22 protein-coding genes are annotated in these 23,045 nt (G+C 66.6%); 10 read left to right on the top strand and 12 right to left on the bottom strand.

What is annotated here, in order from left to right; genetic code table 11:
* Nucleotides 1–29 precede the first annotated feature (29 nt).
* On the top strand, nt 30–1,223 hold the full coding sequence (locus tag AB0I34_RS40305) for an ABC transporter ATP-binding protein (RefSeq protein WP_360456632.1): 1,194 nt from the start codon (nt 30–32) through the stop codon (nt 1,221–1,223).
* Here the strand turns inward: AB0I34_RS40305 and AB0I34_RS40300 are convergent.
* The gene (locus tag AB0I34_RS40300; RefSeq protein WP_360456629.1) at nt 1,220–2,167 is read right to left on the bottom strand and encodes a phosphotransferase; all 948 of its coding nucleotides are present in this window, start codon (nt 2,165–2,167) and stop codon (nt 1,220–1,222) included. The genes AB0I34_RS40305 and AB0I34_RS40300 overlap by 4 nt on opposite strands.
* A gap of 109 nt (nt 2,168–2,276) precedes the next feature.
* Complete coding sequence (locus AB0I34_RS40295) at nt 2,277–3,953, bottom strand: carboxylesterase/lipase family protein (RefSeq protein WP_360456626.1); 1,677 nt, start codon at nt 3,951–3,953, stop codon at nt 2,277–2,279.
* A 102-nt stretch (nt 3,954–4,055) separates the two neighbouring features.
* Between AB0I34_RS40295 and AB0I34_RS40290 the strand changes: the two genes are divergently transcribed.
* On the top strand, nt 4,056–4,829 hold the full coding sequence (locus tag AB0I34_RS40290) for a helix-turn-helix domain-containing protein (RefSeq protein ID WP_360456623.1): 774 nt from the start codon (nt 4,056–4,058) through the stop codon (nt 4,827–4,829).
* A 379-nt stretch (nt 4,830–5,208) separates the two neighbouring features.
* Nucleotides 5,209–5,685 carry a DUF1269 domain-containing protein gene (locus AB0I34_RS40285; protein WP_360456620.1) on the top strand — a complete coding sequence of 159 codons (477 nt, stop codon included), beginning with the start codon at nt 5,209–5,211 and terminating at the stop codon, nt 5,683–5,685.
* 531 nt (nt 5,686–6,216) lie between these two features.
* On the opposite strand, the gene AB0I34_RS40280 is transcribed toward AB0I34_RS40285, so the two are convergent.
* Nucleotides 6,217–6,378, bottom strand: a complete 162-nt coding sequence (locus AB0I34_RS40280; RefSeq protein ID WP_360456617.1) for a hypothetical protein — start codon at nt 6,376–6,378, stop codon at nt 6,217–6,219.
* Between the two features lies 1 nt (nt 6,379).
* Nucleotides 6,380–6,835, bottom strand: a complete 456-nt coding sequence (locus tag AB0I34_RS40275; protein WP_360456614.1) for a DUF6325 family protein — start codon at nt 6,833–6,835, stop codon at nt 6,380–6,382.
* A gap of 540 nt (nt 6,836–7,375) precedes the next feature.
* Between AB0I34_RS40275 and AB0I34_RS40270 the strand changes: the two genes are divergently transcribed.
* The 5 genes from AB0I34_RS40270 to AB0I34_RS40250 all read left to right on the top strand — a co-directional run bounded on the left by AB0I34_RS40270 (nt 7,376) and on the right by AB0I34_RS40250 (nt 13,341).
* Nucleotides 7,376–8,047, top strand: coding sequence for a GAP family protein (locus AB0I34_RS40270; protein ID WP_360456611.1), 672 nt, complete (start codon nt 7,376–7,378; stop codon nt 8,045–8,047).
* A gap of 178 nt (nt 8,048–8,225) precedes the next feature.
* Nucleotides 8,226–8,684 (top strand): hypothetical protein, encoded by a 459-nt coding sequence (locus AB0I34_RS40265; RefSeq protein ID WP_360456608.1) that lies wholly within the window; start codon nt 8,226–8,228, stop codon nt 8,682–8,684.
* 116 nt (nt 8,685–8,800) lie between these two features.
* A complete protein-coding gene (locus AB0I34_RS40260) occupies nt 8,801–10,240 on the top strand; it encodes a DUF2252 domain-containing protein (RefSeq protein ID WP_360456605.1) in 1,440 nt (479 codons plus the stop codon).
* A gap of 180 nt (nt 10,241–10,420) precedes the next feature.
* The gene (locus AB0I34_RS40255; protein WP_360456602.1) at nt 10,421–12,799 is read left to right on the top strand and encodes an arylsulfatase; all 2,379 of its coding nucleotides are present in this window, start codon (nt 10,421–10,423) and stop codon (nt 12,797–12,799) included.
* Complete coding sequence (locus tag AB0I34_RS40250; RefSeq protein ID WP_360456599.1) at nt 12,796–13,341, top strand: DUF1269 domain-containing protein; 546 nt, start codon at nt 12,796–12,798, stop codon at nt 13,339–13,341. Before AB0I34_RS40255 ends, AB0I34_RS40250 begins: the two co-directional genes overlap by 4 nt.
* A 377-nt stretch (nt 13,342–13,718) precedes the next feature.
* Here AB0I34_RS40250 and AB0I34_RS40245 read toward each other — a convergent pair whose 3' ends face one another.
* The gene (locus tag AB0I34_RS40245; protein WP_360456596.1) at nt 13,719–14,003 is read right to left on the bottom strand and encodes a hypothetical protein; all 285 of its coding nucleotides are present in this window, start codon (nt 14,001–14,003) and stop codon (nt 13,719–13,721) included.
* Between the two features lie 281 nt (nt 14,004–14,284).
* On the opposite strand from AB0I34_RS40245, the gene AB0I34_RS40240 reads away from it, so the two are divergent.
* Nucleotides 14,285–17,017: a LuxR C-terminal-related transcriptional regulator gene (locus AB0I34_RS40240; protein ID WP_360456593.1), complete on the top strand. Its 2,733-nt coding sequence runs from the start codon at nt 14,285–14,287 to the stop codon at nt 17,015–17,017.
* Between the two features lie 197 nt (nt 17,018–17,214).
* Here the strand turns inward: AB0I34_RS40240 and AB0I34_RS40235 are convergent, their stop codons facing one another.
* Both AB0I34_RS40235 and AB0I34_RS40230 read right to left on the bottom strand, forming a co-directional pair.
* A complete protein-coding gene (locus AB0I34_RS40235) occupies nt 17,215–17,580 on the bottom strand; it encodes a DUF2255 family protein (RefSeq protein WP_360456590.1) in 366 nt (121 codons plus the stop codon).
* Between the two features lie 284 nt (nt 17,581–17,864).
* Nucleotides 17,865–18,788: a helix-turn-helix transcriptional regulator gene (locus AB0I34_RS40230; RefSeq protein WP_360456587.1), complete on the bottom strand. Its 924-nt coding sequence runs from the start codon at nt 18,786–18,788 to the stop codon at nt 17,865–17,867.
* 157 nt (nt 18,789–18,945) lie between these two features.
* Here AB0I34_RS40230 and AB0I34_RS40225 point away from each other — a divergent pair, with 157 nt between their 5' ends.
* Nucleotides 18,946–19,788 carry an SDR family oxidoreductase gene (locus tag AB0I34_RS40225; RefSeq protein WP_360456584.1) on the top strand — a complete coding sequence of 281 codons (843 nt, stop codon included), beginning with the start codon at nt 18,946–18,948 and terminating at the stop codon, nt 19,786–19,788.
* 43 nt (nt 19,789–19,831) lie between these two features.
* Here the strand turns inward: AB0I34_RS40225 and AB0I34_RS40220 are convergent, their stop codons facing one another.
* The 5 genes from AB0I34_RS40220 to AB0I34_RS40200 form a co-directional block, all read right to left on the bottom strand.
* Nucleotides 19,832–20,287, bottom strand: coding sequence for a hypothetical protein (locus AB0I34_RS40220; protein ID WP_360456581.1), 456 nt, complete (start codon nt 20,285–20,287; stop codon nt 19,832–19,834).
* Nucleotides 20,288–20,472: 185 nt separating this feature from the next.
* Complete coding sequence (locus tag AB0I34_RS40215; protein WP_360456578.1) at nt 20,473–20,766, bottom strand: DUF1330 domain-containing protein; 294 nt, start codon at nt 20,764–20,766, stop codon at nt 20,473–20,475.
* A gap of 33 nt (nt 20,767–20,799) precedes the next feature.
* On the bottom strand, nt 20,800–22,233 hold the full coding sequence (locus AB0I34_RS40210; RefSeq protein ID WP_360456575.1) for an MFS transporter: 1,434 nt from the start codon (nt 22,231–22,233) through the stop codon (nt 20,800–20,802).
* Entirely contained in the window at nt 22,230–22,688 is a 459-nt protein-coding gene (locus AB0I34_RS40205; RefSeq protein WP_360456572.1) for a MarR family winged helix-turn-helix transcriptional regulator, read from the bottom strand. Before AB0I34_RS40205 ends, AB0I34_RS40210 begins: the two co-directional genes overlap by 4 nt.
* On the bottom strand, nt 22,685–22,960 hold the full coding sequence (locus tag AB0I34_RS40200) for an SOS response-associated peptidase family protein (protein WP_360456569.1): 276 nt from the start codon (nt 22,958–22,960) through the stop codon (nt 22,685–22,687). Before AB0I34_RS40200 ends, AB0I34_RS40205 begins: the two co-directional genes overlap by 4 nt.
* Nucleotides 22,961–23,045: the final 85 nt, after the last annotated feature.

The raw sequence follows: 23,045 nt of genomic DNA, 5'->3' as shown, positions 1-23,045 counted from the left end.
CAGAATCCCTGGTCGCCGACAGGCCCCAGTTGGTCTATCTGGCGGTCGCAGCGACCGGAGCAGAACTGGCCGACGTCGTCGCCAGCACCGCCAAAGGCGCCCGAACGATCGAACTGCTCGGTCTGGAACAGCGCCGAGCAGAGGCCGCAGAGTCAGCCGTCACTCAAGCGCGGTCCGCACGCCTAGGGGCACTGTGGCTGCGAACGGTGCTGTTTCCGTGGGCAGACGTCTCACTGGCACTGCCAGTGGTCGGAGTCCTCCTGGTCGGCGGCGCTTTGGAGGCCAACGGTGTGGTCAGCCTCGGCGTGGTGGTGACGGCGACGGTGTACCTACGCCAGCTCGTCGGCCCGCTCGACACCCTGATGCTCTGGATCGAACAACTACAAGGCGCGGGCGCCTCCTACGCCCGCGTCGAAGGACTGGCCGACGTTCCCGACGAGGAATCCAAGCCAACGACGTACGTCGGCGCCGCCGAGGACGGCGACCGCATCCAGGTGAGCAACGCTCACTACAGCTACACCGACGATCGGGACGTGCTGCACGGAATTGATCTGTCCGTGCAGCCCGGAGAACGGTTGGCCATCGTCGGCACCTCCGGAGCAGGGAAGTCCACGCTCGCCCGTCTCCTCGCCGGCCTCGACCGCCCGCACACCGGGTCGGTCACCATCGGCGGTACACCCGTCGCCGACCTGCCACCCGACGAGCTGCGCGAACACGTCGTACTCATCACCCAGGACCATCACGTCTTCCACGACACCGTGCGCGACAACCTGCGCATCGCACGACCGGACGCGACCGACGAGGAGCTGTACGCCGCCTTGGACGCAGTCGGAGCCGCGTGGCTGAACGACCTACCCCACGGGCTGGACACCGAGATCGGCGACGACACCAACCTCGACGGCGCCAGCGCCCAGCAACTCTCGCTGGCACGAGTCGTCCTCGCCGATCCGCACACCCTGATCCTGGACGAAGCCACCGCACAACTCGACCCCAGAACAGCACGCCGAACAGAACAATCGCTGGCCGCCGTACTCCGGGGTCGTACCGTGATCGCGATCGCCCATCGCCTTCAGACCGCGCACGACGCCGACAGGATCGCCGTCATGGAAGCCGGTGAGCTCGTCGAGCTCGGTACTCACAACGAACTCGTCAGCGCAGGACGCGTCTACGGCAAACTCTGGAAGTCATGGCACGCAGAATCCGACGGCCAGCCTGGTAGCTAGGTGGTTGTTCGCGTCCAGTCGGGTCGGTTCAGTTCCTCGGTGAGGTCGTCGAAGGCGACTCGGTCGCTGTCGGTCCCGGTGTGCGGCCTGTTGAACCAGTCCGCGTACTGCGCCAGCTCCTCCAGTCGCCACTCCAGGTCGAACAACTCGATCATTTCCCAGTTCGGAGCGGCCAGTTCGGCGTACCCGGAGCCGACCAGAGTGCCCAGGTCACGCTCCCGCGGTGCTCGGGCCAGCGATTCCCAGTCGACGAAGACAATCCCCTCGTCGGTGACGACCTGGTTGGCGGTGTGCGGTTCACCGTGGGTCGGCACCCACGGATGTTCTGCGGCCCGGCGAGCCAGTTCGTGGTAGCTCTCGGTCCAGCGCCGGATCGCGTCGATCCGCCGAGCCAGAGCGTTCTGGGCACGCTCGCCGTACGGACCGGTCTGCCATGGGCTGCGCAGTAGGTCGGCCAATGAGTCGCCGAAATCCTCTCCGACTCGGGGGCGCCAGCTCGGGATGCCCGCGGGCGGGGTGGTGGCGTGCAGGCGTGCGAGCACTTCGGCGTTCTGCCGAGCCAGGCTGTCGCCGTCGATGGCGCCCGAACCAGCCGGTTCCCCGTCCAGCCAGGGCACACAGCTCAGACTGCCGCCGGCCAGGGGAGCCGTGTAGTGACCGTGGCGATCGCGTATGGATGCCACGACGAACTCCAGCCCGCCCGCGGCCAGCTCGCCCGCCCCGGAATACGCAGCCTCGAGCGACTCCGCCGAATGGCGTCGGCCGAGGCTGTCGAGCGTGACGAACACGCGCGGCATCCCGGCGTACGAGACTCGCCAGTGGTGCGCCCCGAAACCGACCGGCAGATGTTCGATCGCGTCGACGTCGATCGCCCAGCCCGTTCGCACAGCATCGAGCACCGCCTCGACCGACACGGCGTCCGGCGCCTCACGCATGAGTTCCATCCCTCATTGGGTGCCACCAGCAACGTGGCTTGACCTCGATTCGCACCACATCCCCACGCTCCAAACCCACCTCGCCCAGATCGTCATGTGGCGGAGGTGATTGATCAGGTCAGGAGTCTATTGAGGTCCAGAAGGCGCACTGGTGTTCCTGGGCCAGGTCTGCTGAGGCGATTCTTGCAGGGGCGAGCGACTGGACGTGGTCCTTGTTCTGGAATGGCTGCCACCGTGGCTGGCCCGGACCATTCGGGTTCCCGGTGCGTGCGAACTGCGTCCAGTAGCGCATCATCGTCGCGGAGAGCTGTGCCTGCGCGGGTGTGCTCGGGCCCGGGAGTTGCTCGTCGGTGAAGAGGTACTGCAGTTCGGCGCCGTGGAACGCGCCAGTCGGGAAGTTGGGTTTCGGGAGCGTACTGAACCACGGAGCAGTCTCGTCGGCGAACTCGTACGCATACAACGGTGTCTGCGCGGCGAGTGCGCGATCTCGATCGAGGACCGGGCAGCCCCACGCCCAGTCGGTGACGACGGCCGACAGAGCCTCGCCGGCCGAATGGAACTGTTCGACGGGATAGCGGGCCAGGATCCGTTCGGCGTCCGACTGGTCGAACAGCGTGTGGATTTCTTCGCTGTAGCTTGCCGGGGTCGTCAGCTGACCGGTTGCTGTTTCGATTGCCGCGGTGAACAGGCGGTGCTCGTCCCGCGTGGTCCCCTGGATGATCGGTACGTGGTTGAAGCGGCCGGTTGCGAAGGCGCGATCCGGGCTGAGAGGCAGCACGCCACCACCAACGGTGGGTCCTGATCCGACCCCGTCGTCAGACCACTTGCTGAGCTCGTCCGTAGGTTTGGCCCGCAGGCAGGCCGCAGCGGTCCCCGCATCGGAGCAGCCGACCTTGGCTGCGACATCGAGGCCGTGCTGCTCGCGCTCGGAACGTGGCAGCGGAAACCAGGTCGGCGGTCCGGGCGACCACTTCTGCCCGGTGCATTCGGCGCTCTGCAGGATCGCCTTCTGGAACAGCCCTGCGGATCCCGGCGCGACCAGATGGGAACAGACGCTGGTGCCTCCAGCGGACTCACCGAAGATCGTGACATTGCCCGGATCGCCGCCGAACGCCGCCGCGTTGCGCTGGACCCACCGCAACGCAGCCTGCTGATCTTCGAGGCCGAAGTTCCCCGAGAGTTGCCGAGCTCCGCCGTGGTCCAGCGCCGGATGGGCGAGGAAGCCGAAGATGCCCAGCCGGTAGTTGGGGCTGACCACGACGACCTGGCCGCTGTTCGCCAGCTGCTGTGCGTCGTACAGGCTGCCGGCTCCATTGATGAAGCCGTTGCCGTGGATCCACACCATGACCGGCAGCTGGTGTGCGCCGCTGTCGCGTGGCGTGGTGACGTTGAGGTAGAGACAGTCCTCGGTGGTGCTGGCCTCGTCGATCAGCCCTCCGGCCTGGGCACAGCGAGTCCCGGGCTTGATGGCGTCCCGGATGCCACGCCATGACGCGGCCCGTTGCGGCGATGCCCAGCGGAGCTCGCCGACCGGTGGTGCGGCGTAGGGGATTCCTTGGAAGAGCCTGGCATCCGCGGTGAGCGTGCCTCGTACTGCGCCGGCGTCTGTCGAGACCACGGCGTCCGCGCGAGTCTCCGGCGTACGACGGGTGTTCGTCGTGGCTTCGGCCGCTCCTGCACAGGCCGCCGCCGAGCTCGAGAGCAATGCCGCGGTCAGCAGCACTCCGAGCCGGCGAGAAAGGTCGAACCGCGGTCGTCGCCGACCTGGTCCGTCGTGGTGATGCTGCTGTCCCATATCGCATCCTCAACTGTATTCGTGTGTGGGTCCCACTAATATAAAGTGTAAGGTGCACACGAAGTCAAACACCGAGTTTCGCGGGCGTGAGGAGCCGACCTGATGCCGTTGACCGACGATGCGCACCTGCCACCGGGGCTCGTGCTGGCGTGGGGCCTGCCCGCCAAGTCGAACAAACTCGGCCGGAAGCCGACGCAGAGCGTCGAGCGGATCGTCGACGCAGCCCTCGAGCTGGCCGATACCGACGGGTTCGCCGCGTTGTCGATGCCCAAGATCGCCCAGAAGCTCGGGCTGACCGCCAACGCGATCTACAGGTACGTCAGGTCCCGCGACGAGCTGCTGGTACTGCTCGGGGACGCAGCCTGGGGTCCGGCACCGGACCGGGTCGCCGACGTACGGGACTGGCGAGCCGCAGCGACCGTGTGGACGCAGGCGATGGTCGATCGGTGCGACGTCCACCCATGGCTCTGCGATCTCCCCATCCGCGGAGCGCCGGTGACGCCGAACCTGCTCGGCTGGGCAGAGGCGATCCTGAAGGTGCTGACCGGTGCCGGGCTGAGTCCCACCGAAAGCCTGTCGTGCGCGTTGCTGCTGGACGGTTATGCCCGGCGGATCGCCAGCGCGCGTCGCGATCTGCGCGACAGCACCACGACGTCCGTCCAGCCGGCAGCGGTGTCACGATTCCTGGAACCTCGGCTGCACGAACTCGGATACTCGATCCTGGCCGCCCTGATGACCGGCAACCAGTACACCGACGAGATCCACGACGCCGACGTGACCTTCGGCCTCGACCGAATCCTGGACGGCATCGACGTACTGATCGCACAGAAGCGGCCGACGCGCCGGCACCAGAGATCCACGGACCACGCGACGTAGCGGCAGCGTCAGAGGCGTGCGGATCGGTTCTTGGATTTCGAGCCGGCGGGGCTCGTCACGTCGGTGCCTGTTAGGTGTGATCGCGGTGACGGGGGAGGTCGTCGAACCAGTTCGACCATCCCTGGTACAAGCGGCGGATCATCGCCAGTTGTCCAGCAGGCATGGATCGACCAGCATCCCTGCGCAGTCGGGACTACTCAACGTGTGCATGCAGCTGGCGATGCGAGCCGGAACGAACGCGGAAGAGTCCGGCTGCGAACGGTGGCCCAACGGTCACCGTGACCGGAATCGCCCGTTGGGGGTGAGGCGGTACGCCTGGCCGGCGGACTAGAACGGGAATGTCGCGGATCTGCGACGTGCCACCTACAGAGGAAATCCCATGGGAAACAAGATCGTTGTGTTGGCAGTATTCGCGAACGAGGCCGCGGCGGATTCCGCGGCGCAGACCCTCAAGGACTCCGGGCTCGCCAGCCATGATGCGATCGGCGTTCTCGTCCTCAACGAGAAAGGTGAGGTCAAGACCGAGAAGGTTGGCAAACGCAGCACTGGCAAGGGGGCCGGCATCGGTCTGGCGCTGGCCTTGTTCACCCCGGTCGGCCTCGTTGTCGGACTGGTCGGCGGTGGACTTGTCGGCGCGCTGCACCACAAGGGCCTCGGCCTGGACAAGGCCGACCGTGAACGCCTCGGATCCGCGCTCACCGATGGCAAGGCCGCCGTCGGGGTGCTGGCGCCGGTGACCGAAGCGGACGCCGTGTCGACCAAGCTGACAGATCTGGGCGGCATGACGGAGTCACACACAGTGTCCGACGACGATCTCGAGGAAGCCCACCAAGCCGCCACCGCTTCCACGCCCTAGTAGTCCCGTTGCCGCCGTCCTCTGACGCCGACCATCCAGCCGCATCCTCAAAGACAGCATCAGGGCCACCCGCAAGCTCCCGGTGCCGTACGTCGGTGAGCGCACCGGAGCGTCTAGCTTCAGCACGTCCATGTCGCGAGGGATACGGTCGGCTGCCGCGCGCACGCAGGCACGGCGCGAAACCTTCGGGCGGGTAGATGCCGGGCGCGGCTGCCCTGAACCTGTCGCCGGGGACAGCCGATGGGATGCGAGCCTTCCTCCTGCTGCGTCAATCACGGAGCCCGTCGTGAGGCCGAGCGAGCCCGGCAGCCGCTGCTTGAAGAACTTGGCCAAGACTTCCTCGGCGGCTCCGCACCTGAGTTCAGCCTGCTTAGTTGCCAGCTGATCCTGGCCAGGTCCAGTTTCATGATCTCTGCTGCGCGAACCTGCGCCCTAACGGCCACCGTGGTCGGGGCCGCGAAGGACGCGGCAACCTGGATCGCTGGGTCGCGAGGTCGTCCTGGTCGGTGACTGTCCAGCAGTCGGCAACGGCTACCGGTCGCGACGGTCTTCGCGCCGGTCTTGACGGTCGTCACCGCGGTCGTCGCGGCGGTCGTCGCGCCGGTCGTCTCGGCGGTTCATACCGTGCGCGACCACGACGGCACCGCCGACGGCGGCGACGGTCCTGCGCCTGCGTCGGGCTGCGAGTGGCATCTCATTCTCCTTCGTCAGTTTCTTCGGCGTCGGCCTCGATGGCGGCGATTACCGCCTGGATCGGGATCCGCCCACTGGCAACAAGCTGACCACCCGCGCGGCGTACTGCTGAGCCGAACGGAGCGGCCCACAGGTTCTCCCACACGAGCACGGCGGCCGAGCTGCCCGGCTCGACGGCCTCGACGAGATCCTCAACGTCCTGCTCGCTGAGCAACATGGCCAGCTGGGTCTCGAACCGGCGGAGCTCGCCGATCTCGCTGTCGTCGAGATCGGTTGCCTCGAACACCTCGTAGCCGCCGTCCTCGTCCCGCTTGACGAACAACAGGTCCAGGACCCGGATCAAGCCCCGGTCGACGTAGTCGTGCAGGATCGGCGCGATCTCGCCAGTCAGTTTGCTGCCGGGGAACTCGACCACGATCCAGTCGACCGGGCCTAGTTCGTCGATGTTGACAGTCATGCGCCACCTCTGTTTGTTTGACTCGAGAGTCAACGATTGGTCCTTGGAAGCCCACCCTCCGCCCGATCGCCGTGGTTCTCATCACCCGTTGCGGGTAAGCTGCCGCGACCCCGGAGAGTCACATCGTGCCTTGGCCTCAAGCACCTGCGGGGATCTCGCGATCAGACCTGCGGTGGTCGTTGTCCGGGCTCGGACCGATCCGATCGCCGTGGGCGCGTTTGGCCGTCGCCAGGTTTGAACCGTGCCTCACGCAGGCTTCGTGCTCGTCGAGCACCCGTCGTCCTCGGGTTCAAAGGGCGAACCCCTCAGATCGGCTCAGATCCGTGGGCTCGGCGCCTATTCATGGCACAACCATGGTGCGTGGGACGTCGATCTTCGCCTCAAGCGGCGGTCCGCCGGCCGTCCTGAGGGATGATTTCACCAGACTCCGCCGGGTTTCATGTTGGCGAGCGGAGGCTGGCCCACGCTGTAGTGGTGCGCCGAGGGGAGCTGTGGCGGCGGCTCAGCGGGGCGGCAGCCGTGGTCGAGGGGGTGGGCGGGTTGATCGTTGATCCGTTTCCGTTGGCGGTTGCCGTTGCACTCAGCCCGGTGCCGGTGATCGCGACACTGTTGATGCTCCTGGCAAGGCGTTCGACGGACACCGGGCTGGGGTTCCTGCTTGGCTGGACAGCGGGAATTGCCGTAGTGACGACGGTGTCCGCGCTGTTTGCCTCGACGTCTCGGGTCGAAGCACGGTCGGATACGTCTCCGATGGCGACCGACTGGATTCTCCTGTGGTTGGGTCTGCTCCTACTGCTCCTGGGGATTCGAGGGTGGTCGCGGCGGCGGAGGTCGCCGGCAGTGACGACACGTCCCCGTTGGATGGACGCGCTCGACTCCTTTTCCCGGGTCAGGGCCGCGGGTCTGGGAGTGGTGCTCTCGGCGTTGAATCCGAAGAACCTGGCAATCTGTGCGGTGGCCGGGGCAATGATCGGCGACACGTCAGGGGAGACTGTTGAGCAGGTTGCTGCGATCGCAGTCTTCGTGGTCATCGCGACCAGCACTGTGGCCCTCCCGGTGCTCTCCTACTTGGTCGCTAGGGACCGGCTGCGACCCTCGTTGGACCGCCTGAGGGAGTGGCTGGAGGAGAACAGCAGGGCCGTGGTGAGCGCACTGTTCGTGGCGATAGGTCTGGTGCTTCTCGCCCAGGCTCTCATCAGCCTCGCGGGCTGAGCGTGTACGTACGCCGACACTCCGTTGCGCCCAGCCCGGATTCAGCCGCTGCCATGCAAGCGAGCGGTCAGTGTGTGTCCGGTACGGCGAGGGGCTGGCGCGATTACCCGTTAAGGACGAGGCGCCCAGGCCGCGCCGCCCGCAGGCTGGGCGCACGTTCTCGAGAGGGAGGTCAACCATGACGAACTCGTCCGATGTCGATGCAGGCTATTCGGCCGACGCTCGGGGCGGTGGGTCGGAACCAGTCGGCATGACCGGCTGGACAGGCTGGATCACGTTCGCGTCGATGATGATGGTGATGCTCGGTTCTTTCCACGCGTTCCAGGGATTCATCGCACTGCTCAATGACGACTACTACCTGGTGCGCAAGAGTGGATTGGCGATCCATGTCGACTACACGACGTGGGGGTGGGTCCACCTGGTGCTGGGCATCATCATCGCGCTGGCGGGGCTCGCGCTGCTCGCCGGCCGGATGTGGGCCCGCATCGTCGCTGTCCTGGCCGCACTGGTCAGCGCTGTGGTCAACGTCGCCTTCCTGGCGGCGTTCCCGGTGTGGTCGAGCCTCATGGTGCTCCTCGACATCGTCATCATCTGGGCCGTCGTCGTGCACGGCCGTGAGATGAAGTCCGCCTTCTGACGAGGACTCGATGCCGGGCCGCGACGGCACCGGCAGTAGCACCGATCGGTCCATTGGCCCGAGCCCACCAGCGGGGCCGGGCCGCCACAGTTTTCCACTTCGAGGAGGAGAGGTCGATGACGACGACAAAAGAGAGGTCGCTGACCGCGACGATCGAGCATCCGAGCGTCGACGATCGCCGGGCCCTAGGCAAGGACGCCGGGCACCAGACGCCTCCGTCCAGCCATGCGGGATGGGAGCCGGCAGCGCATCGCCCCGACCCGGTCGCTCTGTTGGAGGACCAGAACCTGACGCGTGAGCAGGACTTGGTGCCGGTGCGCCACGGCCGGATGATGGTGTCGCCGTTCACGTTCTACCGTGGCGCGGCGAAAATCATGGCGGCCGACCTGAAGGACACGCCGAGGGCCGGGTTGACCGTCCAGCTGTGCGGCGACGCGCACCTGTCCAACTTCGGAGGGTTCGCTTCCCCCGAGCGCCGGCTGATGTTCGACGTCAACGACTTCGACGAGACGCTGCCGGGGCCGTTCGAGTACGACGTGAAGCGGATGGCGGCGAGCTTCACCATCGCAGCCCGCAACAACGGCTTCCGCAAGGCGGAGGTCCGGGATGTGACCACCACGTCGGTGGCGGCGTATCGCGAGGCGATGGCCGGGTTCGCGCAGATGCGCACCCTCGACATCTGGTACGCGCACCTCGACGAAGAAGACATCCTCGCGGCCGCCCGCTCGCAGGAGAAGGGCAAGAAGTCGAAGAAGGAGCTCAAGCGCGCCAAGAAGACCTTCGGCAAGGCCCGGACCCGGGACAGCCTGCAGGCGTTGTCCAAGCTTGCCGAGCTGGTCGACGGGAAGTACCGGATTGTCAGCCAGCCACCGATCGTGGTGCCGCTCCGTGACCTGGCCGCCTCCGACTACGGGCTGGCGCCGGACGAGGTGGGCAAGGCGCTCCACGACCAGTTCCGCGCCTACCGGCAAACCTTGCAGCCCGACCGGCGTCAACTGCTGGAGCGGTACGAGCTGGTCGATCTGGCCCGCAAGGTCGTCGGCGTCGGCAGTGTCGGGACCCGGGCGTTTATCGGACTGCTCCAGGGCCGGGACGGACAAGACCCGCTGTTCCTGCAGGTCAAGGAGGCCACCGCGTCGGTGCTGGAGGACCACCTGCCGAAGAGCCGCTTCAGGCAGCCCGGCGAGCGGGTCGTGCAAGGCCAACGGATGATGCAGGCCGCCAGCGACATCTTCCTCGGCTGGACGAAGGGAGCGGATGCGTCACGCCACTTCTACTGGCGGCAGTTGCGCGACATGAAGGGCTCGGCAGACGTCGAGATCATGTCACCGACAGGCCTCGGCTTCTACGCACAAACCTGCGGTTGGACGCTGGCCCGGGCACATGCACGATCCGGAGACCCGATCGCCATCACCGCGTACCTCGGCGATTCGGACGCGTTCGACCAGGCGATCACCGACTTCTCGAAGCGTTACGCCGACCAGAACGACCGTGACTACGACGAGTTCGTGAAAGCCATCCGATCCGGCAAACTCCAGGCACTCGAAGGTGTCTGAAACGCGGAGTAGGTCAGCCGACGCTGACGCTATTACCCGCTCAGGATAATGCCGGCCGAAGCGGCCGACACCATGGTGAGAAGAAGCAGCAGGCGCGGGTCACGGTCGAACGTGGCTCCGGCAGCCACACGAGCGAGGGCGGCGAGGACATTGGGTGAAGCAGATCGCACCAGCCTTCCGATGAGGCGACCGACGTTCGCGGGAGTGGCCAACCGGACACTGGCCGGCTCCCAGCCGGACTGGAACCTGATCGGGCATCCGACCGCACCCGACGACGCCCCGAATGTTCTGCTCGTCCTGATCGACGATGCCGGGTTCGGCAATCCGAGCACGTTCGGCGGCCCGATCCGGACGCCGAACTTCACGCGCATGGCGGACGGCGGTTTGCGCTACAACCGGATGCACGTCACGGCGCTGTGTTCACCTACTCGGGCGGCCCTGCTGACCGGGCGGAACAACCACGCGGTCGGGTTCGGCTCGGTCGGTGAGTTCGCCGGCGGCTTTCCCGGTTACTCAGCCACGTTGCCTCGTGACTGCGCGCCGTTGCCCAGGATCCTGCGGGACAACGGGTACAGCACGGCTGCGTTCGGCAAGTGGCACCTGACGCCCGACGGGCAACAAGGCCCGGCCGGACCACTCGACCGGTGGCCGAACGGCTGGGGATTCGACTACTTCTACGGGTTCCTCGGTGGTGGCGCCAGCCAATACGACCCGTGCTTGGCCGAGAACCAGAAGATCATCGGTACGCCGCCGGAGTACTACGACGAGGAGCATCCGTACTACTTCCCGGACGCAATGGCTGACAAGACCATCGAGTGGCTTCACGGCGTCCGCGGTCAGGACGCTCGCAAGCCCTTCTTCGTCTACTTCTCCACGGGCTGCAGTCACGCTCCACACCATGTCGCGAAGGAATGGGCCGACAAATACAAAGGCCAGTTCGACCAAGGCTGGGACCAGCTGCGCGAGCAGACCTTTGCACGACAGAAGGAACTCGGGGTCATTCCGCCCGACGCCGAACTGACACCCCGGGACCCGGCGTTCCCGGCGTGGGACGACGTGCCGGACAAGTTGAAGCCGTTCTACGCCCGCCAGATGGAGGTGTACGCCGGCTACTCGGAGAACGCCGACCACAACGTCGGGCGGCTGGTCGACGCGATCGACGAACTGGGCGAGCTCGACAACACGATGATCGTCTGGATCTGGGGTGACAACGGCGCCAGCATGGAAGGGACTGTCACCGGCTCGTTCAACGAGCTGACGATGCAGAACGGCATCCCGCTCACTGACGAGATGCAACTGCAGCTGTCCGAGCGGTACGGCGGAGTCGACGCCTGGAGCACGTCGCTGATGGCGCCGCATTACGCGGCGGCCTGGGCATGGGCGGGAAACACGCCGTTCAAGTGGGGCAAGCAGGTCGGCTCACACCTGGGCGGGACGCGCAACCCGTTGGTCGTGCACTGGCCGGACCACATCACTGACAGCGGCGGCATGCGCTCGCAGTTCGCTCACGTGATCGACATCGCACCGCTGGTCCTCGACGTGACAGGGATCCCGTTGCCACGGACCGTTGACGGGATTGAGCAGACGCCGATGCACGGGACCTCGTTCGCCGCGTCACTGACCGACGAGGCTGCGCCGGAGCACCGATCCCAGCAGTACTTCGAAACCATCGGCAACCGGGCGATGTACAAGGACGGCTGGTGGCTGGCGGTGAAGACCGAGCGCATCCCGTGGGTGATCACCCCCGACGCGCTCAGGCCCTACGCGCCCGACGTGTGGGACCCGGATGCCGGGCCTGCAGAGCTGTACTATCTACCGGACGACTTCACCCAGGCGAAGGATCTGGCCGCGGAGCACCCGGACAAGGTGCGCGAACTCAAGGACCTGTTCTGGCAGGAGGCCGAGCAGTACAAGGTCCTGCCGCTGCTCGCAACGCTGTCCACGTTCTTCGGGATGCTGCCGCCGCTGCCGGAGCAGACAACGTTCGAGTTCCGGGGCGACGTGCAGAACGTGATGTCCGGGATGATCCCGCGGGTCTACAACCATTCCTACGCGATCCAGGCTGACCTGGTCGTGCCTCAGGGTGGGGCCGAAGGTGTGATCGTCGCTGAGGCGGACCACCTCGGCGGCTTCACTCTCTATGTGAAGGACGGCAAGCTCACGCACACCTACTCGATGATGGGCGTGTCCGTTTTCAAACAGGTCGCTGACGAGGAAATGCCCACCGGCGAGGTCACGGTCCGGATGGAGTTCGAGGCCGACGGTGCACAGCCGGCGACCGGCGGCGACGTGACCTTGTACGTCGACGGTCGACCGGTCGGCAAGGGACGGATGGACCACACCGTGCCCATCCGGTTCTCCGGCTATTCGGGCATGGACATCGGCAGGGACAACGGCGGTGTTGTCGACCTCAGTTACGAGAGCGAGAAGCCGTTCGCATTCACCGGGACGATCAAGAAGGTTGTGTTCGACATCAAACCGCATCTGTCCGTCGATGACGAGATGACCATCCACGCTTCTGAACAGCACGGACAGGCCGCGCACGGCCTGTCAGGGTGACGCACGGCACCGCAAGGAGAACTGCCATGGGGTTTGATGAAGAGACCACCGATGTGCTCATCGGCGGGTACCTGTCCGTTGATGCGGCACAGGAGGATTACGAGGCGGCACTGAACTGCGGCGAGCGCCTGTGGGGCGCCGTCGTGGTGAGCAAGGACCTCGAGGGGAACGTCTCGGTCGAGCAGTCCGACCACATGGTCGAGGAGGGCGCCGCCGGACTGGCGGCCGTGGGATTCGCAGTCGGTCTCTTCGCACCACCGCTGCTGGCGGCGACCGCGATCGGAGCAGCCGTGGGCGCAGTCGGCGGCAAGCTCTTGCACAAGAAGTCGAGCAAACAGATCGAAGAGCAGGCCGGGGAGACCATTCCCATCGGCGGCGCCGGTCTGATCCTGGCATACCCTCACAAGGCTGCAGGGGTGGTCGAGCCCGCGGTGACGCGAGCGATCAAACACGTGGTCGGCGAGGCGGACGGTCACCACGTCAAGGCCCTCAAGGGCGCCTTGGCCGACGCCGAACAAAAGATGGCCGAAGCGGGCGGCTGACCCTTCGAACGCGCGATCCGGCTGCTTCTCGTCAAGCACCGTCTGGTGGACAATCGAGCGGCAGGCCTTGGAATCGATGGCGAAGGGTGCCGTGGGCTTTGCGTCTTCGTGGTGCCGGCCGTTGGCTATGGAGCGGCTGCCGACCGCCGTACGCGGCCGTCGGCGAAGCCCATGTCAGGGCTCGATCTTGTGGCAGCGGATGGCGATGACCTCGACGTGGTGTGATTCCAGCCGGCGAGCGAGGTCGGCGACACACCCAGCTTCTGGGCTCACGATCATCAGCAATGTTGTTGCAGGGCATGGAACGGTCAGCGCGTCGTGGGGGAGTGCCGAGGCCGTGACTGGTCCGATCCGGCCGGCGATTCGGGCCTCGAAGGTCATGTCGACCGCCCCGGCCGAGGTCCGGACGAGAATGGCAGGATCTCCGCATCGCTGCGTTCGTCGATGTCCATCACCCGGCGCAGCGCGAAGACATTGAGGCCGAGAGCGTGGAGCAGGTCCAGAAGCCCCACCAATGCGGACTGGTCAGGAGTGCTTGCCCGGATCAGCGTGGTGGCCGGCTCAGTCGTCGTAAAGACCTCCCCGACCTCGGCGTCGAGTTCGGCGAGGACGCTTTGACTGAGCCGGCCGACGACCTGGACCTCGTAGACCCAACTGGTCATTGCTGCCACCTTGGCTGTCGGAGGACTGTTCACATCCAGCGTTCCGGAGCACCGCGCGACGCGCATTATCCGCAATGGGTAGTCGCATGAACCCTCCGCGGATTAGTCCGGGCCGCCGAGGGTTCCTGCCGGTGATATTCGCCTAGTCTGAAATGAGATGGGGGCCGCGGGGGGACGGCCGAGAGGTGGGGGCTGGAGTGGACACTTCAGAGGTTGGAGACCTGGCGTGGGGGGCGTCCACTCGTGTGGGCGCCGAGGGCGCAGTACGAGAATCGCGCAGGTTGGGGTGGCCAACTGGCGGCGAAGCCAAGCCGCTGCCCGCGGTGAGCTTGCTGACCAGCAAGCTGGCTGCACCCCAGCTGCCGTCGGGGCTGGTGGTCCGTTCGCGGCTCGTCGACCGGCTGGAGGCGGGGACCTCCGGGCGGCTGACCCTGGTGAGTGCGGGAGCCGGCTGGGGCAAGACGATCCTTGTCGCCGGCTGGGCCGCAACGCGATCCGCGGCGCTGCCCGTGGCCTGGTTGTCGTTGGACTCCTTCGACAACGATCCTGTCCTCTTCTGGTCCTACTTGGTCGCCGCGGTTCACGGCAGCGGTGAGGCCCCGGGCGGAGGGCTCGGATCGCTGATGATCAGACCGCCAGTTGGCCAAGACGTCGTACGAAGGATCATTCTCGAGTTGTCACAGCTGCGGCGTCCGCTCACACTCGTCCTCGACGACTTCGGCGAGATCCACAATCCGGAAGTCCTGAACGGGATCACCGAGATGCTTCGCCACCCCTTGCCGCTCCACCTGGTGATCGTGACCCGATCCGACCCGAGTCTGCACCTCCACCGGCTCCGCGTCGACGGCGCGCTTGCGGAGGTACGCGCGAAGGACCTGGCCTTCACCGAGGCGGAATCCGGCGAGCTGTTGGTGCGTTCGGGGGTCGACCTGCCGGCCGCATTGAGCAGCCGAATCCTGGATCGAACCGATGGGTGGGCCGCCGGGCTCAGGCTGGCGGCAATGTTCGCGGCCACGACGACACAGATCGAGCGCATCGAGGAGTTCACCGGGACCGACGCGGGTGTCGCCGAGTATCTGTTCGACGAAGTCCTCGCGGCCTTGCCGGCGGAGCGCCGCCGCTTCCTGCTGCGGACGAGCACCGCGGACCGCATCTGCGCCGACCTGGCCGATCTGCTGACGGATCGCAGTGGGAGTCAGGGGGAGTTGGAGAGCTTGGTGCAGTCCAACGCCTTCGTCGTGGCCCTCGGTACAGACCAAGGCTGGTTCCGGTACCACCCGCTGCTGATCGACCTGCTCCGTCACCGGCTGCTGTTGGACGAGCCGGACCTGGCGCCCGAACTGCACCGGCGCGCGGCGCGGTGGTTCGCCGGCCATGGAGAGGCGATCGAGGCGGTCCGCCACGCGGTTCGGGCGCAGGACTGGCAGCTCGTCGGAGAACTGATGGTCAATGGCGCCGCGATGCGTGCCCTGTCGGCCGAGCGGCAGGCGTTCGCCGCACTCCTGGCGGAGATACCCGCCGTAGAGCTGTACTCGAGCGCAGAGTTGAGGGCGAGCGCGGCCATCGCCTGCTTCATCGCCCGCGACTATGCAGGATTCAGCAACCATGTCGCGCACGCACGAGGCATGTTGAACGAACGCGGCGAGGAGTCTCGCAGGTCGCTCGAACTGTTCCTCTGCGTAACGGATCTCGTGCTGAGCCGTGTACAGGGCAGCGTGCCCGACCTGATCGTCGCCGCCAGGCTGCTGCTGCGCCGGCTTTCCGACCCTGAGTTGGCGCGATTGCCGGCCGCGCCGACGTACGAGGCGCCGGCGTTGAGTAATCTCGGGGTGGGGCTCGTCTGGTCTGCTCACACCGATCAGGCCGAGCAGGCGCTACGCGAGTCGATGGGCCTCGCCACAGCGACAAGAACCGACCTCACGATGGTGAACAGCCTCGGCTACTTGGCTCTGATCGAGTGGGAGCGGGGCGACGTGCAGGCCGCGCACGACGTGGCAGCCCAGGCCCTGGAGATCATCGAGCAGCGGGGTTGGACCGAGCACGCCCAAGCCATCGTGGTCTACCTGGTCCTGGCTCGGATCGAGTTGGAGCGAAACCACAGCGAGACCGCCCAGATCTTCATCCACGCCGGACTGGCCGCCGAGCGCAACGACCCGGACCGCACCCCCTATCCGGCGCTGCGCGCGACCGAAGCGCGGCTCTGGCTCGCGGCGGGGAAAGTCGATCGGGCCGAGAACCTGATGGTCTCTTTGGGCTCTGAGCTCAAAGATCGTGCGATCGCGCCGCTCATCGGACGATGGGTCGCACTCGTCCAAGCCGAGGTCGATCTGGCCCGCGGACGTCAAGAAGCCGCCGTGAATCGGCTTCGTTCACTGCTCGCCGTACCAGCTGCCGCCGACGACGCGATCGCCAACGCACCTGGTGGCTCCGCGGGTCTTGACGAGGTCAGATTGTGCCTGGCGCGGGCCGAGCAGGCTCTCGGCAATCTGACAGTGGCGGAGGACATCTTGTCGCCACTGCGCGATCAATGCCCGAATGCGGTCATCAAGGCTCGGGCTTGGCTGGTGACCGCACTCCTGGCCGACAGTCAGCGGGAAGACCATCGAGCCCTCGCTGCTATCGACCAGGCCCTGTCCATTGCCGAACCAGACGACATTCGCCGGCCATTTGTCGCCCTCGGCAACGGGCGCCCTGAGGCGCTGCTGAGGCATCGGCTACAACTCTGGGACGGCGCGGAGCCGGACGCCCGGCGATTTGCTGACGCCCTTCTCGAGGACATCGGCTCAGCCGACCGCATCGCTGTCGTCCCCACACCACTCGACGAGCCCCTCACAGATCGCGAGCATATTGTCCTCAGCCATCTGGCGACGCTCGAAACCAACGACGAGATCGCTGCAGAACTCTTCGTATCGGTCAACACCGTGAAGGCACATGCCCGGGGCGTGTATCGCAAGCTCGCGGTCCACAGTCGCCGCGAGGCGGTCCGCCGCGCGCGTGAGCTCGGGCTGATTTGAGCTCGTCGCGCCACATCGCTCAGGAGCACCGCCGATCCGATCACAGACAGCGCGCACGCCGAGCCCGTCTCCAACGGCTCGCGGATTGCGGCGTGCCAACTGACTCACAGATGCTTGTCAGTAGGGCAGGCGGGACTCGAACCCGCGACCAGGGATCATGAGAGCCACGCCACTTGCCCCACAGGCCAACGGGTCTGCTACCTGGGTTCGATGCGGAGTGTCGTTGCTTTGGCTGCGGCGTTGATGATTGCGCGGGTGGGCGATCCGTTGCCGTACTTGTTGAGGTAGGCGGTGTCGATCTGATCGTCCACCGTGGCGTCGGGGGTGTAGGTGACTTCGCGGGTCTTGCCGTCCCAGGAGATCGCGCCCTCGTGGTGGTGCATGACGCCCTTGTACCAGCCTCCCTCGACACCGCGCACCGACCGCACATAGACATTCCCGTCGATGACCACGTGCCACACGATTGTGAGTGTGCGCAGCGATCCGTCCTGGCGGCGCCCGGCTACGCGGATCTCACTGACCCGGTCCAGGGAGTGCAGCTCTTCAGCAGTCCAAGTACTCATGAGTTCCTGCTCCTTCGACTAGACAGATGTGCCCCCGCCGGGGCGGATACGTCTTCTCTACTGGTGGGGCCGCGGGCGGGTGTATCAGGTTTCGGGGATCGGTATCCCGAAGTCGGACAGCGTGATGTTTTCGGGTTCGGGTCCGCCGCGCTTGCAGGTCTCGATGGCGGCGAGTTCGTCGGCTGTGAGTTCGAAGTCGAAGACGTCGAGGTTCTGGGCGATCCTCTCGGGTTCGGTCGATTTGGGTGGTGCACGCTGCAGTTCTGGACTAAGACAACCGTCGGTCAGATCTGTTCGGTCCCGAGGGATCGCTCGCGTGTGAGGGTTTGGGTGCTGGTGGCGTAACTGGCGAGCAGGATGATCCCGTCATGGGTTGGTGATCCTGGTTCGGAGGTGTAGGTAACGAGGCTCTGGCTGAGATCTGCGGCGAGGGGGAACGACTCGAATGGCAGGTCAAGGTCCCCGACGACGGGGTGGTGGACGAGCTTCGTTCCGGTGTTGTGGATTTGGACGTTGTGAGCGGCCCAGCGGGTACGGAACTGGCCACTGCGGGTGGACAGCTCCCCGATGAGGTCGGAGACCTTGCGGTCGTAAGGGTGTCGGCCGGCTTCGGCGCGGAGGATGGCGATCGTGTCGTCGGCGACCTTGTCCCACTGGCGGAAGAACTCGCCAGCTCTTGGGTTGAGGAAGACGAAACGTGCATTGTTGGTCGGCCTGACTGGATCGTCCAGCATCGGCGAGAACAGCGCGTACCCGAGCAGATTCGCCGTCAGGATGTCGAGCCGGGCATTCAGCACGACGGCCGGAGTGTTCACCATCGAGTCCAGAACTCGCTGGATCGTCGGACGGACAGGCTGCGCCGCCGGACGACGGCGAGGGACAGTGGTGGTACCCGCGGCTCTGATCAGGTCTTCGAGGTGCGCACGTTCGGCGCCGTCCAACTGGAGCGCCTTAGCGAGCGCGTCGATCACGCCAGCGGAAACGCCGGCGGCGTTTCCGCGCTCGAGCTTGGTGTAGTACTGGCTGGAGATCCCGGCAAGGAGTGCGACCTCGTCGCGTTTCAGTCCGGTCACCCGGCGGCGGCCGGCGGCGTAGATCTGGAGTCCGGCCTGCTCGGGTGTGATTCGTGACCGCCGAGTGGTGAGGAACTCCTGGATCTCCGCCTTGACGCCGCGGCGGACGTCGCGGGGGTCGGCCTGATCACTCATGCCAGCCATCGTACGAGCGATCCAACAGCTGAACGTGTCCCTGCGAGTAGCCCCATCGACAGTGGCTCCCACTCCTGGTTGCGCGGTGGTTCTGTGGTGATGTCGCGCGAAGAGAGCGGCAAGACATCACGTCATCCGAGGGAGAAGGCGCAACATCATGGAAGAGAAGCAGGTCTGGTTCGTCACCGGCGCTGGGCGTGGGCTGGGGGTCGACATCGTCAAGGCCGCGTTGGCGGCCGGCCATGCGGTCATCGCCACCGGCCGTGACGCACGCAAGGTCGCCGCCGTCTTCGGCGAGCACGACGACTTGTTCACCGTCGCCCTCGACGTCACGGATCCGAGCAGCGCCGAGGCCGCGGTCCAGGTCGGCGTGGAGCGGTTCGGGAGGCTTGATGTCGTGGTCAACAACGCCGCCAACTTCAACGCCGGCTTCTTCGAAGAACTCACCTCCGAGAAGTTCCGCGATCAGATCGAGACCACCTTCTTCGGGCCGGTGAATGTCTTACGGGCTGCGCTACCGGTCCTGCGCAGCCAGCGGTCCGGGCTGTTGCTGACCGTCTCCTCGACCGCGGGGATCGTCGGTGGGGAGTTCCTCAGTGGGTATGCGGCGTCGAAGTTCGCGGTCGAAGGGCTGATGGAATCGATCGCGGCCGAAGTGGTCTCGCTCGGGATCCGCACGATGATCGTCGAGCCGGGCTTCTTCCGTACCGAGCTCCTGACGCCGGAATCGACGCAGTACGCGACCTCCACGATCGCGGACTATGCCGAACGGACCGAGGAGACCGTGGCGGCATGGAAGAGCATGAACGGTAAACAAGGCGGAGATCCCGCCAAGCTCGCCGCCGCTCTGGTCGAGCTCGCGGCCCGTGAGACGCAGCCGCTGCGGTTTCCCGCCGGCGCCGACGCCGTCGCCACCTTCGAGGAACGGGCCAAGCTGCTCCTCACCCTGGCCGACGCCAACCGGGAGCTGTCCAGCAACCTCGGCTACGACGAGGCCTGACCCTGACCACCAAACCGGAAGCGCAGCCATTCCCATGAGTACCTCATTGACCGGAACCGTCGCCCTCATCACCGGCGCCAGCAGTGGCATCGGCGAGGCCACCGCTCATCGGCTCGCGCGAGAAGGAGCGCCTTCTCTCAGCCTCAGTACGCCGTTGGCGCAGATGCTTCAGGGATTCCTCCAGCGCGGCGACCTCGCCGAGCCAGGTGCGATCCTGTGCCTCGGTGAGGCGGGCTTCGGCGTTGCAGGTCATCTCTTCGATGCGCTGCAGTTTGCGGGATCGACGCGCAGGAACCGGCACCGGCACCGGCTGCATGCGTGCACGCACGGCGTGCCGTAGGGGCGGTGACAGTCGCCCAGAGCGACCTTGCGCAGCAGGATGCTGCTCGAACTTGTCCCACTCTTCGCCCGACGCCGCGCGCATCTCGCCGAACGGGCGAAGGGAGCGGCGGCGTTCGATGAAGAACTGGTGAGCGGCGATCACCTCTTCTGGGAACACCGCGGTGTAGCCGCGGGTCGTGTCGAGGGTCCAAGTGGCCGAGCAGCGTCGCCGCGATGTGCAGTGGCAGGCCGCCGGAGATCATGTCGGTGGTGAACAGTCGCCGGAGGTCGCCATAGGACTCGGGAGTGGGCCGGTATACCCAAGAATCGTGCTGCTTCAGTGAAGGTCCGACTGAACCTCGGTCAGTCGATGCCTTCGACGATGCGGAAGTCGCGCTCGACGCCGTCGGACAGGGCGACCAGCGCCTCCTGGTAGGCCGCACTCTCGTGCGCTTCGACGGCTTGCTCGAAGCTGTCGAACTCGACCAGGACGGTGCGCTCGGCGATCCCGGCGTCATGCGCGACGACCCGACCGCCACGGACGAAAGTCCGCCCGCCCCCGGCCTTGACGGCCAGACCGGCCAACTTGTTGTACGCAGCCAGCTTCTCAGGGTCTGAAATGGTGCGGTAGACGCTGACCCAGTAGCCCTTGGGCATGGAACCTCCAGTGTTGGGATGAGTGCATCTGACTTACGGGTTGATCTCGGACGAGCGTCGGCGGGCGAGAGCGAGGCTTGTCAGCGTCGTGATCGCCATGGCGCCGATGCCGACCAGCGCCGCGGTGGTGTAGGCGCTGTCGTCGGGGAAGAGGTGGCCGGGGCGGGTGCCCGCGGCGAGGATCAGGCCGCCGATGGCGCTGCCCAGGGAGTACCCGACGCTGCGGACGACGTAGTTGAAGCTCATGGCGCTCGACGTCTCGCTTTTGGGGGTGACGGCCAGGATGACGCCGGGCATCGCGGCCGAGAAGCCGCCGACGCCGAAGCCGAGCACGCCCATCGCCGCGAACAGTTCGGCCAGATCCGACCGGGCCGCCGCGAACAGGGCGAACCCGCCGCCGACCACGACGGCGCTGCCGGCCAGGAGCAGGGGGTCGGCGATCCGCGTCCGGACCCGCGGCGTGAGCTTGCCGGCGACGAACCCCAGCACCGAGAACGGGATGAGGACAAGCCCGGCGACGAAGGTCGTCAGCCCGAAGCCGTAGCCGGCGCCGTGCGGCGTCTGCGCGTACCGGGTGATGAGCGTGAGCAGGAGGTACATGCCGATCCCGCCGACGAACATGGCGAGGTTCGCCCCCGCGACCGCCGGGTGCCGCACCGCCCGCACATCGACCAGGGGCGTCGTGCTGCGCAGCTCGATGACGGCCCAGACGCAGAGCAGCACCACCGCGACGACGGCGAGGCCCGCCACCACGGGGAGGTGCCGGCTCCACAGATTCCGTTCGCCGGCGAGGAAAAGCACCAGGAGCAGCGCAGCGGCCAGGACGACCGCGCCTGCCACGTCCACATGGGCGGAGCGACCTTCGGGGGCTTCGGGCATGGAACGCCACGCGGTCAGGAAGGCGACGGCGGTGACGAGCAGACCGAAGCCGTAGGCGGCGCGCACCCCGCCGAGCTCGGCGAGCAGCCCGGCGAGGGGGTAACCGACGCCGACCCCGATGATCGAGACCACCGAGATCAGGGCGATGGTGGCCGCGCTGCGCGCCTCGGGGAGATGGTCGCGGGCCACGCCCATCATCAGCGCCGTCAGACCGAGTCCCACACCTTGGGCAGCCCTGCCGACGAGCAGCCATGCGAACGGCAGTGGGAGCACGGTGAGCGCGCTGCCCGCGACGACTACCGCCAGCGTGCCGAGAATCGTGGCCCGCCGGTGCGGGCCTGCTCCGAGCCGGCCCAGGACCGGCGTGGCGACGGCGCCGCTCAGCAACGCAACGGTCAGCGTCCACTGCGCGCTGCCGAGCGAGACGTGGAACGAGGTCGCCACGCTGGTGATGAGCGGCGCCCCGAGGCTGGCGACCGCCGCCACGACCAGAGCGATGAACATCAGGGCGGGGACCAACAGCCGAGCCTCGGAACGCACCACCGGGAACGCCTTCACCGGGACCCCGGCGACCGGCTGCCCGGTCACTGCTTCGGCCCTTCGCGGTCCTGGCTTTCGAGCTCTGCCAGATGCTTCAGCGCCGGAAGAGCCGCCACCAGCGCCTCGACCTCGTCGCCGGTGAGCTCGCCGATCAACCGCTCGAACGCGTCGACGCCCGCCTGGCGCCGCGTCCGGACATAGGAGGCGCCAGCCTCGGTCAGGCACACCAGCGTGACCCGCTTGTCGGACGCGTCGCCCCACCGCTCGACCAGGCCGGACTCCTCCATCACCCGGACCAGGGCGGTCATCGCGGGCTGGGTGACGCCCTCGACCGCGGCCAGATCGGTGATGCGCCGCGGGCCGGTCCGGTCCAGGGTGGCCAGGGTGGCGGCGGACGTCAGGCTCATGTCCCGGGGCAGGCGTCTCGTGGCCCTGGTGGCCAGGCCGTAGAGGGCTGCCCCGATGGCGGCGGACGCGCCAGGAGCGGTGTCTTGACGACTCATGCTCGAAGCATAACATCTTTATATTCACAGTTTATGGAAATGATCGTCTGGCGCAGGCCGCCGGCCAGAGCGAGTGACGAGCCGGCGGTGGGCCGGCAGGCGAAGGGCTGTTTGAGGGGCTTCTTGGTCTTCTCGCTGATCTTGTCGGTCTCGAACCACTCGTAGAAGGCGTCGACCGGGATCAGGCAGCGCCGCGACTTGAACGCGGCCCGGAACGCTGGCTTCTCGTGAACGGTCTCGCTCCTGGCGTTGACCAGCCGGTTTCTCTGCACTAGTCAAGCTCCTAGCACTAGCGCAGGGGAGCCTGTCGTCTGGTCGACGACAGCCGGCAAGGCTGCGTGCGATGATGCGGCGGGC

Origin of the sequence: Kribbella sp. NPDC050281 (assembly GCF_040655855.1) — a bacterium.
Taxonomy (GTDB): domain Bacteria; phylum Actinomycetota; class Actinomycetes; order Propionibacteriales; family Kribbellaceae; genus Kribbella.
This window is presented reverse-complemented; position numbering and strand designations above follow the sequence as displayed.